Genomic DNA, 13,236 nt, shown 5'->3' with positions numbered 1-13,236 from the left:
GGGTGGGCCGGCCGGGGTGCGGCCGGACGGGTGGTCCTGTGACGCCGGGGCACCTCGGTCACCCGCCGGGCGCCGGGTCTGTGATAGCCCGTACCACCCCCAGGTCCACCAGATCCTGCGGACGGATGCGCAGTTCGTCGGCCGTGGTCCTGATCCGGCTCTCCGGGCGTTTGAGGATTGCCGCGGCCGACTCGGGGGCGATCACCGAGAAGTAGCTGTCGGGAGTGGCCCAGGTGTTGCCGGGAGCGGCGAGCGCCAGGGCGCCGCCCGATCCGCCCTCGCCGATGACGACGCTGGTGACGGGGGTGCGGGCGGTGGCGACGGCCGTGAACAGGTCGGCGATGGCGGCGCCGGCGCCCTGACGTTCCGCCTCGGCGTCGTTCGCGGCGCCGGGAGTGTCGATCAGGGTCAGCACGGGGATGCCGAGCCGGCCGGCCAGGCGGATCAGGCGGGCTGCGGTGCGGTAGCCGGCCGGGCGGGTGGCGGTGCCGCGCTGGGCCGCGTAGGCGATCGTCCGGCCCTCGTGCTCCCCGAAGCCGCACAGCATGCCGGGGTCGGTGCCGCCGGCGCGGTCACCGCTGATGCTCGCGCGGTGCGTGAAGTAGGCGTCCAGGTAGGCGTCGGCACGGGGGCGGTGGGGGGAGCGGGCGCGTTCCACGGCTTCCCAGCCGGTGCTCGGGAGGGGCCGCGGAGGGCTCGCGGCCGGGAGCGGGGGCGGCATCGGCAGATGGGGTGGGGGCGGGGCCGGGGCCGTCGACGGGGCGGTCAGGAGGCTGAGCCAGCGGGCGAGGGTTTCGCGGAGGTCCGCGGGGCACACGACCGCGTCCACCGAGCCCGCCGCCAGCTGGGACTCGGCCGTGTAGGCGGCGGGGTCCGCGTCGGGCGGGCGGACCCGGGAGCCGGCGAAGCCGATCTGGGCGGCGGGGAGGGCCAGGATCACATCGGCACCGGCGCCCAGGGTGGCCCAGCCGCCGCCCGTCGTGGGGTCGCGGAGCACCGCGATCTGCGGGAGGCCCGCCTCCCGGGTGAGCGCCGACTGGCGCGCCACTCTCTGGAGTTGGGTGAGCGCGAGCATGCCCTCCTGCATACGGCTGCCGCCGGTCGCCACCAGGGAGACGACCGGCAGACGGTGCTCGCGGGCGTAGGTGTACGCCGACTCCAGCCGGTCGCCGGTGCGTTCGCCGAGGGAGCCGCCGAGGAAGCCGAACTCGAAGGCGATCAGGACGGCCCGGAGCGGGCGGGCGGTGCCGGCCGGGTCGGGGGCGGGGTGTTCCGGGAGTGCCGGCGGGCGGATCGTCGCCACACCGCACACCACCGACTCCTCCTCGCCGGTGCGCTCGGCGGCGCGGGCGCGGGCCGCGTCGTAGCCCTGCCAGGCGAGGGGGCCGTCGGGGGCGTACTCCTTCGGCGGGGTGGGCAGGCGGGTGAGGTCGTCGGTGAGGAAGGCGATGGCCTCACGGGCCGAGAAGCGGTGGTCAGTCATCCGTCTTCAGCGCCCGCTTCATGATCTTCCCCATGTCGTTGCGGGGGAGGGAACCCAGGTAGTGGACGGTTCGGGGCCGCTTGTGGGGAGCCAGCCGGGCGGCCACGTGCGCGGCCAGCTCCTCCGGTGCCGGGCGGGCGCCGGGGTCCGCGGGGACGATCCAGGCGACCACGCGTTCGCCCAGGTCGGGGTCGGGTTCACCGGTGACCGCGGCCTCCTTCACCGCCGGGTGTTCGAGGAGCGCGTTCTCGATCTCGCCCGCGCCGATCTTGTAGCCGCCGCTCTTGATGAGGTCGGTGGCCTTGCGGCCGACGATGCGGACGTAGCCGTCGGGGTCGCGGACCGCCATGTCACCGGTACGGAACCAGCCGTCCGCGGTGAACGCGGCGGTGGTCGCCTCGGGGCGGTTGAGGTACTCGGTGAAGAGGTTCGGACCGCGGACCTGGATCTCGCCGACCGACTCCCCGTCGTACCCGGTGAGGGGTGTGCCGTCCTCCTCCACCAGCCGCAACTCCACGCCGGGCAGCGGGACTCCGACCGTCCCGGCGCGCGGTTCGCCGTCGGCGCGGACGCTGGTGTTCATCAGGGTCTCCGTCATGCCGTACCGCTCGATCACCCGGCGACCGGTCGCCGCCGCGATCCGCTCGTGGTCGTGCACGGGCAGCGCGGCCGAGCCGGACACGAGGAGACGGGCCCCGGCGAGGGCCTTCGCCAGTTCCGGGTCGTCGGGCAGGGCCTCGGCGATGCGGTGGTACATCGTCGGCACGCCGAACAGCATGGTCGCGCCCGAGTTCAGCTCCCGGGCCACGCCCTCGGTGCCGAACCGGCCCAGATGGCGGACCGAGCCGCCGCGGCGCAGCGGGCCCAGGATGCCGAGGATCAGGCCGTGCACATGGAACAGGGGCAGGGCGTGGACCAGTACGTCGTCGCCGGTCCACCGCCAGGCGTCGGCCAGGGCGTCCAGGGTGGCCGCCACGGCACGGCGGGGGATGACGGCGCCCTTGGGCGGGCCGGTGGTGCCGGAGGTGTAGACGACGAGGGCGGGGGCGGTGTCCGGGACGTCCTCGAAGGCGTACGGGGCTCCGGGGCCCGGGGCGACGTCGATCTCCACGCGTGCCAAGCCGCGCAGGGCGGCGGGGAGTTCGGTGCCCGGTGCGGTCAGGATCAGGGCGGGGGCGCTGTCCTTGACGATGTGCCCCAGCTCGCCGTCGCCCGACTTCGGGTTGAGCGGTACGGCGGCGGTCCCGGCGAGGAGCGCGGCGACGACACCGACCGCCGTCTCCAGCGTCGGGGTCGCCCACACGGCCACGCGGCCGGCGTCACGCAGACGGGGGGCGAGGGCGCCGGCCGCGGCGGCGAGCCCGGCGTACGTCAGGGAACGGTCGCCGAAGCGAAGGGCGGGGCGCTCGGACGGGGTCGTGCCGGTGAGGTCCGGGAAGAGGGGGGACACGCGTCGTACTCCTTGGTCGGTGCCGAGGGGGCGGGGGCCGGTCGGCCGGGGGGCGGCCGGGCTGGTCGGTGGTGGTGGCCGGGCTGGTCGGTGGTGCCCTACCCGCATCCCGGTACGCCCAGTACCCGCCGGGGCCTCCCGGACCTCGTACACCACCACGGATCACCACCGCGGGGCCAGGGCCGGGGCCGGCACCGGCCCTGGCCCTGGCCCCGCTCTCGGTCGCTACCGGTCCACCACATCCGCCACCACACAGCTGACATTGTCCGGTCCGCCCGCCCCGTTCGCCTCGGCGACCAGGGTCTCCACGGCGGTCCCGGGGCTCTCGGCCGAGGCAAGGATCCGCCGGATGTCCGGGTCGGCGACGACCGCGGGGAGGCCGTCGGAGCAGAGGAGGTAGCGGTCGCCGGGGTGGGCGTCCCGGAGGGCCAGGTCGGGGGTGGGGGTCTCCTCGCGGATCGTCAACGCCTTGAGCAGCAGCGCCGGTTGAGGATGGGTCGCCGCCTCCTCGGGGGTCAGCCGGCCCTCGTCGATCAGCGACTGCACCACGGTGTGGTCGTGGGTGATCAGGAACAGCTCGCCGTCGCGCAGGAGGTACGCGCGGGAGTCCCCGATGTGGACGAGGGCGAGCCGGGAGCCGGTCCAGAGCATGGCGGTCAGGGTGGTGCCGTCGTCCTCGGTCGCCGAGCCGGCGCGCACGGCGCTCATGGCGTCCCGTACCGCGTCCTCCAGCAGGTTCAGCACGTCGCTCGCGGGGAGGGGCTCGCGGTCCAGGGTCTTCAGCGCCTCCACGGCGGCCGTGCTCACGTGGGCCCCGCCGGGTCCGAAGCCGTCGGCCACGGCGAGGAGACGGGCACCGGCGTACGCGGTGTCCTGGTTGGCGGCGCGCACGAGTCCGGTGTCGGAGAGAGCGGCGTAACGGAGTTCCAGCACGGTGGTGTCCTTCCCCGGGGTGTCGGTGAGGTGGTCCACGAGGAACGCCGCCAGCTCGCGCCGGGCGGCCGTGTCGGCCTCGACCCCGGCCCAGTACGCCCGGATCTCCCGGGCCGGGCGGCAGCGCGCACACCGTACGGATACGGGCGAGCGGCATGCCGAGGCGGCGCAGCCATGCCACCAGCCGGGCCTGTTCCAACTGCCCGGTGGCGTAGTAGCGGTAGCCGGTGCCGGGGTCGACCCGGGCGGGGCGCAGGAGGTCCAACTCGTCGTAGAGCCGCAGGGCCTTGGGCGACAGCCGGCATGCCTTCGCGAAGGCCCCGATCGTCAGCATGGCTCCGGTTTCGGCCACAACTCCCCCTTTGCGCGCGCCGGTTCACCTGGTCCCGGCTGTTCCTCGTTCCGCTCCCGATGCTGGGGCTTCACCGAAGGTGAAGGTCAACCGCCGATTCGAAACAGCGCCGATCATCCGTTATCGTTTCGTGATCGATCGGGTCTCATCCGATCACAACCTGATCACACTCTGAAGGAATATGACCGAGCGCAGAGCAACGTCTTCCCGTGACCGTCGCCGCCGGAGCGGCTCCGCGGAGCCCTCCGGGCGCCGGGCCAAGGGCGGCGGGCGTCGCCGCAGGACTCCCGCCCGCGCGGGCCGGGGCCGCCCTGCCGAGGACGGCGCGGACACGGGCCGTGAGGGCGCGGGTCGTGAGGGCAGGGCTCGCACGGGCCGGGGCCGCCGGGGGAAGGCGCGTCCCGGCAAGGGGCTTACGGGGTCGGGTCGTCTGTGGGGCGGGCTGGGGGCGATCGCCGTCCTCGGCGCCGCCGGGTTCGCGGCGGTGGGCTGGGCGCCCGCCGACCGGGACGAGTCCGTCCGGGTCCGGCCCACCGGCTCCGCCGAGTCCGAACCGGAGCGGTCCCGGCGCACGTCGGGCCCCGGTGCAAGCCGCGCCCCGTCCGCCTCGCCCGGTACGTCGCCGAGCGGCTCGGCCGACGACTCGGCCGGGGGTTCGTCCCGCGGTCCGGCCGGCGACTCGGACCGCGACTCGGCCGGCGGTTCGTCCCGCGGTTCGTCCCGCGGTCCGTCCCGGGGTTCGGCGGGCGGCTCGCCCTCGCCGTCCGGGCGCACCATCCCCGAGTCCGGGCCGGGCACCTTCACCAAGGCTCCCGGCACCGGGCCCAAGGTGGGCGAGGGCAAGGCCCTGCGCTACCGGGTCGAGGTCGAGAAGGGGCTGTCCCTGTCCGCCGCCGATGTCGCGGAGGAGGTGGAGCGCATCCTGGCCGATCCCCGCGGCTGGACGGCGGACGGCGACTCGGCGTTCCAGCGGGTCTCCGGCGGCGCCACCGACTTCGTGGTGAAGGTCGCCACCCCGGGCACCGTCGACGACATCTGCGGCGCGTTCGGCCTCGACACCGGCGGCGAGGTCAACTGCAACGTCGACGACAACGTCATGGTCAACCTCAAGCGCTGGGAACTGGCGACCCCCGTCTACGCCGACGACGTCACGGCCTACCGCGCCCTCATCATCAACCACGAGGTCGGCCACTTCCTCGGCCACGGCCATGTCGGCTGCCCCGGCGAGGGCGAGCCGGCCCCCGCCATGATGCAGCAGATCAAGGGCATGAAGGGCTGCGTCCCCAATGTCTGGCCGTACGACGCGAAGGGCCGGCTCATCACAGGGCCCGCCGTGCCGTGACGGGCGGCCGGCCCGGCGGGGCGTGCGTGTCCCCGGTCGAGGGCTCGACCGGCCCCCGGCCCGGCGTCCGCGGTTGTCAGCCTGCGCCGGAGAGCGGACGCACGGGCAGCCGTCCAGGCGTGCACGCACGGACGAGCCGCCGTGAGAACCCCGTACGAGCCGTTCACGAGCCGCCGTGAGAACCCCGTACGAGCCGTTCACGAGCCGCCGTGAGAACCCCGTACGAGCCGTTCACGAGCCGCCCTGAGAACCCCGTACGAGCCGCCGTAGGGACCCCCCGTACGGCCCGCGCACGAGACCACGTGAGAATCCACGTACGAGCCCATGTACACGCCCACGTCCGAGAACGGAGTCCCCGTGCCCCGCACCGCCTCCCCCCGTATCGCCCTCGCGACCTACGACCCCGGCGCGGAGGCCGGCGCCGACCGGGATCTGCCGGTGCTGGTGGGCGCGCTGCGGGAGGCCGGGGCCGAGGCGGAGGCCGTGCACTGGGACGACGCGGACGCGGACTGGTCCGCCCACGATCTCGTCGTGATCCGCTCCACCTGGGACTACAGCTGGCGCGCGGCCGAGTTCACGGCGTGGGTGGAGAGGTGCGGCAGAGTGACGCGGCTCGCCAACCCGGCCGACGTCGTCCACTGGAACACCGACAAGCGGTACATCGGCGACCTCGCGCGGGCCGGGGTGCCCGTCGTGCCGACCGCCTATCTCGCGCCGGGCGACCCGGTGGAACTGCCGGACGCGCACGAGTACGTGGTCAAGCCGACCTCCGGGGCCGGGGCCCGGTTCGCCGCCCGGTACGGGGCCGGCGCGGAGCAGCGGGAGATCGCCGCACGGCATGTCGAGCGGATGCACGCCGAGGGGCTCACCGCGATGGTGCAGCCGTTCGTGACCAGCATCGACACCGAGGGGGAGCGGGCGCTGCAGTTCTTCGGCGGCCGGCTGCTGCACGCCAGCCGCAAGGGCGCGGTGCTGTCGCCGGGCACGGCGTACGACGCGGACAAGGTGGCCCACCCCGATCTGGGGCGCTGGACGCCGACCGAGGAGGAACTCTCCGTGGCCGGGCGGGCGTTGGCGGCGGTACCGGGCAAGCCGGAGCTGCTGTACGCGCGGGTGGACCTCGTCACCGGGCAGGACGGGCGGCCGTGCGTCATGGAGGTGGAACTCGTCGAGCCGAACCTGTTCCTGTGGCTGCACCCGGAGTCGGTGGGTCGGGTCGTCGAGGCGGTGCTGGCGGCCGCCGCGGGGTGACCTCGCGGCCCGGGGCCCGCCCGCGTCCCCGTCGGGGCCGGACCCTGCCCGGACGGTCCGGGACGCTCACCCGAACCGGCGGCAAATCCGGGTCCGCGGCGGATCGGCCGTGCCCGGTGGCTGGTCTTCTCGGTTACAACAACCTGTACGGGAACCACAAGTGAGGGCGTGACCGGGGTCGTGGGCGGATCGGAGTCGCGGCGCACCTCCGGCTTCCCGGCGGAGCTGACGAGCTTCGTGGGGCGGCGGGACGAGGCGGCGGAAGTCAGACGGTTGCTGTCGGCGGGGAGACTGCTGACGCTGACGGGGCCCGGCGGGGTGGGCAAGACCCGGCTCGCCGGACATGTCGCGGAACAGGTCGCGCGGTCCTTCCCGGACGGTGTGTGGCTCGTGCCGCTGGCCGCGCTGCGCGACGAGGCGTTCGTCCCGCACGCCGTGAACGACGCGCTCGGGGTGCGCAACGAGACCGTACGGCCGCCGCTGGACGTCCTCGTCGAGTACCTGCGAAACCGGCGGTCGCTGATCGTGCTCGACAACTGCGAGCATGTGCCGCGCAGTTGCGCCACGCTCGCCGGGACCGTGCTGGCGGCCACCGAGGACGTACGGATCCTCGCCACCAGCAGGCACCGGCTCGGGCTGGTCGGGGAGCGGCTCTTCGAGGTGCCGCCGCTGCCCGCGCCCGAGGCGGAGGAGCTGGGCCCGGCGGCGGTCGAGACGTTCCCGGCGCTGCGGCTGTTCGCGGACCGGGCGGCGGCGGTGGTCCCCGGCTTCACGGTCGGCACGGCCAACCAGCGGGCCGTGGCCCGCCTCTGCCGGCGCCTCGACGGGCTGCCGCTCGCCATCGAACTCGCGGCCGTCCGGGTCCGTGCCCTCGGGGTGGAGCAGCTCGTCGAACGCCTCGACGACCGCTACCGGCTGCTCACCTGCGGCAGCCCCACCTCCGCTCCCCGCCACCGCACCCTGCGCTCCGCCGTCGACTGGAGCCACGAACTGTGCACCCCCGAGGAACAGACGGTGTGGGCGCGGCTGTCGGTGTTCGTCGGCGGCTTCGACCTGGCCGCGGCCGAGGCCGTCTGCGGCGAGGTCGGAACAGGCGGGCACGGAACAGGCGGGCACGGAACCGGCGGAACCGGGGCCGGCGGGGGCGGAACCGGTGCGGGTGCGACCGGCGGGGCCGACGTGCTCGACGCGGTCGCCGGGCTCGTCGACAAGTCGGTGCTCGTCCGGGAGGAGCACGACGGCCGGGTGCGCTACCGGCTGCTGGTCTCCCTGCGCGACTACGGCCTGGAGAAGCTGAACGACCTGGGGGAGACGGTCGCCACCCGGCGACGGCACCGCGACCACTTCGCCCGGCTGGGCGCCGAGTACGAGCGGGCCTGGTTCGGCCCCGACCAGGTCGACATCACCGAACGGCTGCGCATCGACCAGGACGACTTCCGGGCCGCGCTGGACTTCTGCCTCACCACCCCCGGTGAGGCGCAGCACGGGCTGCGGCTCGCCTCCACCCTGTGGTTCCACTGGGTGGCGTACGGCGCCTGGGGCGAGGGCCGGCACTGGATGGACGGCGCGCTGCTGGCGGGGGCCCGGCCGGACGAGTCACTGACCCGCGCCCTGTGGACGGGCGCCCTCACCTCACTGGTCCACAGCCGCTCGGCCGCCGTCCTGGCCGGACTCGACCCCGAACGGCACGCACCCGCCGACGACCGGGAGCTCCCGGTGCCCGCGCCGCCGCCCCTCACCCTCGGCCCCGACCGTGCCCGGACCTCCAGCGCCTCCTTCGTGGTCCTCACCCGGGTCGAGCTGGCCTGCACCCTCGTCAGCCGGGGCCGCGCCGCCGACGCGATCCCGCTGTGCGCCGAGGCCGTCGCCCTGTGCGAGGCGCACGGCGAACAGTGGGCCCGCTCCTGGGCGCTGCGCACGCTCGCCCTCGCCCACTGGTCGGCCGGGGAGTACGAGCGGGCCGCCGAGCACGCGCGGGCCTGCCTGCGGCTGCCGTACACCGCGCGCCAGCACCAGAGCCTCGCCCGGACCCTCGATCTGCTCGCCGCCGCCGAGGCCCTGGCGGGGCGGGCCGAGCGGGCCGCGGTCCTGCACGGTGCCGTCGACCGCATCCGGCACGCCATCGGCGGCGACTGCACGACCGCCCGGCGAGCGGGCCGGCCGGGCGTCGCCGAACACCGTGCCCGTCAGGTCCTCGGCGACCCCGCCTACGAACGGGCCCGCCGGCGCGGCGCCGGCCTGTCGCCCGAGGAGAGCGTCGCGTACGCCCTCGCCGAGGGCGGGGAGCGGGCGGGGACGGCGGCCTTGCGCGAGGATGCCGTCGTGCACGGGAGCCCCGTCCCGAGCGCGCCGAGGGGCGCCGCCCCCGCCGCACACGCAGGCCCCGCCCCCGTCGGCCGTACGGGCCCCGCCCCCGCCGTCCCGATGGAGCCCGCCCCCGACTTACGCGTGGGCCGGTACCCGGCCGGGAATCCCGCCCCCGGCAGCGCCGCGACCGCCGGACCGCCCGCCGACCCCGTGCCGCTCACCCGGCGGGAACTCCAGGTCGCGGCCCTCGTCGCCCAGGGCCGCACCAACAAGCAGATCGCCGACCATCTCGTCATCGCCCGCCGCACCGCCGAGGGCCATGTCGAACGGATCCTGGCCAAGCTGGGCTTCCGCAACCGCAGCCAGGTGGCGGCCTGGTTCAGCGCGCGGTCGTGGTCCTAGGCGCGAAGGGGCACCCGCCGGGTCACCCGGCCGCCGCCTCCTCGCCCTCCACCCTGACCACCAGCTGCGGCACCTCCGCGGCGCCCAGCTGCTCCAGCACCAGCGCGAGCAGTTCCCCGCAGCGCACGGTCACATCGCTGCCGGGAGGAAGGGACGCGGCGAGACTGATCAGCTGCCAGGCGCAGTGCGCCTCCATGAAGCACAGGTCCCGCAGATCGAGGACGAAGTGACCGGGCCCGGAGTCGTCCCCGCGGTCCAGGGCCTCCCGCAGGGCCTCCACGAAGTCCGTGCGCGTGCCCGCCGCCGCGGTTCCGGCGGTCCGGCCGGCCACCGGGGTCCCGGTGGGGGCCGGCGAGTCGAGCCGTTCCACGACCCGCAGCGGGTGCGCCTGGGCGACACGGGCCGTCAGGTCGTCGTCGAACCGCCGCCGGTCGTACCAGCAGATCGCGGTGAACAACGGGTCCGCGAACAGCGGCGCCACCGACGCCTCGTAGTCCAGCAGCCGCTCGTGGTCGAGACGCACCCGGGGCGCCCAGCTCATGTCGGCGGCGATCCGCAGCCCCGACCAGCCCTCCGCGTGGGAGCGGCCGGTTTCGGTGCCGTAGGCGTCGATCGTGCGCTGCTCCTCGAAGCGGCCGTCGGGGACGTAGATCTCCGTGTTCCGCCTCACCGCCAGCTGCCCGCGGTCCCGCGCCGCCACCGCCTGGCCACTGCCCCCGTCCAGCAGCGTGACCACCTCGTCGTCCGTCAGGTCGTCCGGGTCCAGCACCAGCAGCACCTTCTCCCGGCGCGCCAGACTGGTCCGGGTGTACGCGGTGAACACCTTCCACGGAGACTCACCGGCCACGTCCGCCGTCGTCATGCACGCGTGATCCCCCAGCCGCAGCCCGTCGACGGACACGGTGCGACGCTCCGGGGAACGTTCGGACGACATCGGGTGCCTCCCTGGCGACATGTGACTCTGCGCGGAGGGTAAGCCCTTGCGGGCCGGCATCGACGTGATGATCGCGACTGGCCGACTTGGGCTCGGGGGAGAGCGAATGGTGGACGGGGATGAACGGTCACGTCCGCAACCAGGGCCCGCTGCCGCATACCGGGGGCGCCGCCGCCGACGTGCCCGGCCGCGAACCGCCCGGCCGCCGCCACGGCGCGCGGACCACGCGGGTCAGGGGGCGCTCACCCGCTGCAACAATCCCCACGTGAACTCGGCCACGGCCTCCCGCCGCACCCCCCGCGCGTCCGGCGCGACGAACGCCAGCCCCCACCGCGTCGGTGCCGACCCCTCCAGCGGACGGGCGGGGGCGAACGCGCGGGCCACCTCGTCGACCGTGCACGACCACGGGGTGAGGTCCTCCAGCGTGACCGGTGCGGGGCCGGAGGCCCCCGGCGCCCGGACGAGCCACTCGTTCCACACCGCACCGTCCGGCCCGACCAGCACCTCGAACCGCAGGTCCGCCCAGAGCGGCACCGGCCACCGCCGGGCCTCGCAGTCCAGGTCGCCGATGCGCCGCGGGACCACGGCCTCCGGCGCTCCGAGGACGGACCGGTACCGCGCGGCGGCGCCCCGCGCCCGGGGTGAGCGGACCATCGCCTGCCACCGCCTGTTCGCCTCGCGCATCTCGGCGATCGACACCCCCAGCGCCCGCCGGGCCTCCTCGACGAGCCCCGGATTGTGGTCGGCCATGCGCCGCAGCAGGACCAGCTGGAAGTCGAGCGGGGTGAACGGCCCCGAGGGGCTACCGGGGCGCTTCGCGGAGGGCATGGGAGCCATGCTCCCGCACGGGCCGCGCGCCCGGGCGGCGCCCGTCCGGGAGGAACAGCACCGAGTTGACGTAGCGCGGCCCCCCGAACGGCAGCACGCGGCGCAGCAGACCGTGCGACGCCACGTACGAGGTTCGCGCCTGGTGGGCCTCCAGTACGGCCGGGTTCAGCCGGTGCCAGGTCCCGGCGGGCAGCACCCAGCCGGTGTAGCCGAGGCCGGCGAGGAGGTCGACGACCGGGGTGATCGGCTGGATACGGGACTCCAGCTCGACGAAGAGCGCCGGCCGATCACGGGCGAGGATTTCGGAGGCACCGCGCAGCACCGCCGGCTCGTTGCCGTCCACGTCGATCTTCATGAAGCCGACCTCGGTCAGTCCGAGACCGTCGAGGGTGACGCACGGTACGTCGAGGGCGCGGGCGTGGATGTCCCTGCGGACCAGGGAGGACACGCCCCGGCCGCCGTCGTCGCCCGGCGGCAGCCACAGCCGGGCGGTGCCCGGCCGGTCGGAGGCGGCGGCCTGGACGACGCGCACGTTGCCGGGGGCGCCCGCGACGAGCAGCCGGGCCAGCCGGGGCACCGGCTCGACGGTCACCACCCGTGCGGCACGTCTGGCGAGACGGTGCGTCCACGGGCCGTACCAGCCGCCGACGTCCACGGCCGTGCCGCAGTCCGGTGGGCACAACTCGTCGAGCCGGGCAAGCTCGGGCTCGAAGCGGGGGTAGACGAACCGGGCGGTCGCGGCGACCGCCCGGTCGGGCAGGAGCGGCGCGAACCGGGCGGCGAGCGTGGTCATGAACACATCCTCCTCAGCAGTTCCTCGTGTTCGTCCTCCGTGACCTGCTCGCCCGAGGACGGCAGCAGCTGCGGGATGCCGTCGACGATCGGGTAACGGCGGTGCAGCCGCGGGTTGTAGAGCGACTCCGGCGCCCGCGGGGCCTCCTCCGGCCCCTCTTCGGGGACCACCAGATGCAGCGGGCCCTTGTCGAGCGGGCACGCGAGGATCTGCAGCAACGGGTCGTCGGGGTTCATGGCGGAGTCAACTCCTTGGCGGGGGAGGGGGGTCGGGGCACCGGCGGAGGCGCGTCGTGCCTGGGCATGCTCAGCAGCACGCCGACCGCCAGCACCGTGCCGGACAGCCGCAGCGCCAGCCGCGGCGGATCGTCGGGCAGCGACTCGCCGAACGACAGCGTGCCGAGCACGGCCGTGAACAGGGAGGTCACCGTCGTGCACACCGGCACGATCAGCGAGGCGCGGCAGCGCTGCAGCGCCGCCTGCGACATGACCAGGCCGAACGCGCCGGTGAACAGCAGGAGATACGGGTACGGGGAGCGCAGCACACCGACCACCGCGTCCCCGATCCCACCGGCGGTGAGGTAGCCGGACACGCCCTTGATCGCGAGGGAGCTGACGCCGTACAGCAGGCCCACGGCCACGCCGTACTCGACCCCCGTCGTGGGCAGCCGGTGCCGGTGCCGGGCCCGCCGCTCCGCGGACCGGTACAGCCACACGCCCAGCGCCAGCGACGGCAGACAGACCGTCAGGACCAGCGCGTACGGGGCCTCGCGGCTGACCGTGTCGGAACCCTCGTCCAGCGACAGCACCACCATCAGCAGCGCGGCCAGGATGGCGGCCAGCGCGTACCGTTCCCGGCCCGTCGTCTCCTCGCCGAGCAGCCGCGCCGACAGCAGGACCAGCAGCACGAGCCCGGAGACGAAGATGCCCTGGGCGGCGGCGATCGGCAGCGTCCGGTACACCGCGAGCTGCGCCGCGAACCCGGCGGCCAGCGCCAGCGAACCCCCGATCCACAGCGGGCTGCCGAGGACCAGCCGCAGCAGCCTCACCGGCTGCCGCACCGACACCTGGGGCAGTGCGCCGAGCGCCCGTTTCTCCAGCACGAACCCGGTGCTGTACAGCGCGTTCGCCAGCAGCGCCGCGGCCACTCCCCACCACATCG

The 13,236-nt window shown here is 75.0% G+C and carries 10 protein-coding genes and 1 pseudogene; 3 read left to right on the top strand and 8 right to left on the bottom strand.

Annotation, left to right across the window (positions count from 1 at the left end; translation table 11 throughout):
* Positions 1–58: 58 nt before the first annotated feature.
* The 3 genes and pseudogenes from AC067N_RS18470 to AC067N_RS18460 all read right to left on the bottom strand — a co-directional run bounded on the left by AC067N_RS18470 (position 59) and on the right by AC067N_RS18460 (position 4,200).
* Positions 59–1,483: a carboxyl transferase domain-containing protein gene (locus AC067N_RS18470; protein ID WP_478679940.1), complete on the bottom strand. Its 1,425-nt coding sequence runs from the start codon at positions 1,481–1,483 to the stop codon at positions 59–61.
* On the bottom strand, positions 1,476–2,933 hold the full coding sequence (locus tag AC067N_RS18465; protein WP_478679939.1) for an acyl-CoA synthetase: 1,458 nt from the start codon (positions 2,931–2,933) through the stop codon (positions 1,476–1,478). Before AC067N_RS18465 ends, AC067N_RS18470 begins: the two co-directional genes overlap by 8 nt.
* 225 nt (positions 2,934–3,158) lie before the next feature.
* Positions 3,159–4,200, bottom strand: a pseudogene (locus AC067N_RS18460) (MerR family transcriptional regulator).
* Between the two features lie 469 nt (positions 4,201–4,669).
* On the opposite strand from AC067N_RS18460, the gene AC067N_RS18455 reads away from it, so the two are divergent.
* The 3 genes from AC067N_RS18455 (at position 4,670) to AC067N_RS18445 (ending at position 9,520) form a co-directional block, all read left to right on the top strand.
* Positions 4,670–5,560, top strand: a complete 891-nt coding sequence (locus tag AC067N_RS18455) for a DUF3152 domain-containing protein (RefSeq protein ID WP_478680118.1) — start codon at positions 4,670–4,672, stop codon at positions 5,558–5,560.
* Positions 5,561–5,884: 324 nt separating this feature from the next.
* Positions 5,885–6,811: an ATP-grasp domain-containing protein gene (locus tag AC067N_RS18450; RefSeq protein WP_478679938.1), complete on the top strand. Its 927-nt coding sequence runs from the start codon at positions 5,885–5,887 to the stop codon at positions 6,809–6,811.
* Positions 6,812–6,979: 168 nt separating this feature from the next.
* A complete protein-coding gene (locus tag AC067N_RS18445) occupies positions 6,980–9,520 on the top strand; it encodes an ATP-binding protein (protein WP_478679937.1) in 2,541 nt (846 codons plus the stop codon).
* 22 nt (positions 9,521–9,542) lie between these two features.
* Here the strand turns inward: AC067N_RS18445 and AC067N_RS18440 are convergent, their stop codons facing one another.
* From AC067N_RS18440 to AC067N_RS18420, 5 genes are all read right to left on the bottom strand, one after another.
* Entirely contained in the window at positions 9,543–10,454 is a 912-nt protein-coding gene (locus tag AC067N_RS18440) for an MEDS domain-containing protein (RefSeq protein WP_478679936.1), read from the bottom strand.
* Between the two features lie 231 nt (positions 10,455–10,685).
* Positions 10,686–11,282, bottom strand: coding sequence for a hypothetical protein (locus tag AC067N_RS18435; protein ID WP_478679935.1), 597 nt, complete (start codon positions 11,280–11,282; stop codon positions 10,686–10,688).
* Complete coding sequence (locus AC067N_RS18430; RefSeq protein WP_478679934.1) at positions 11,257–12,075, bottom strand: FkbM family methyltransferase; 819 nt, start codon at positions 12,073–12,075, stop codon at positions 11,257–11,259. Before AC067N_RS18430 ends, AC067N_RS18435 begins: the two co-directional genes overlap by 26 nt.
* On the bottom strand, positions 12,072–12,311 hold the full coding sequence (locus AC067N_RS18425; RefSeq protein WP_478679933.1) for a Trm112 family protein: 240 nt from the start codon (positions 12,309–12,311) through the stop codon (positions 12,072–12,074). The genes AC067N_RS18430 and AC067N_RS18425 overlap by 4 nt, the downstream gene beginning before the upstream one ends.
* Positions 12,308–13,234: a hypothetical protein gene (locus tag AC067N_RS18420; RefSeq protein ID WP_478679932.1), complete on the bottom strand. Its 927-nt coding sequence runs from the start codon at positions 13,232–13,234 to the stop codon at positions 12,308–12,310. The genes AC067N_RS18425 and AC067N_RS18420 overlap by 4 nt, the downstream gene beginning before the upstream one ends.
* Positions 13,235–13,236 lie beyond the last annotated feature (2 nt).

The sequence above is a fragment of the Streptomyces sp. NPDC042364 genome, assembly GCF_056437585.1.
The sequence above is the reverse complement of the archived record's forward strand: the minus strand, read 5'-3'. Positions and strand labels throughout refer to the sequence as shown.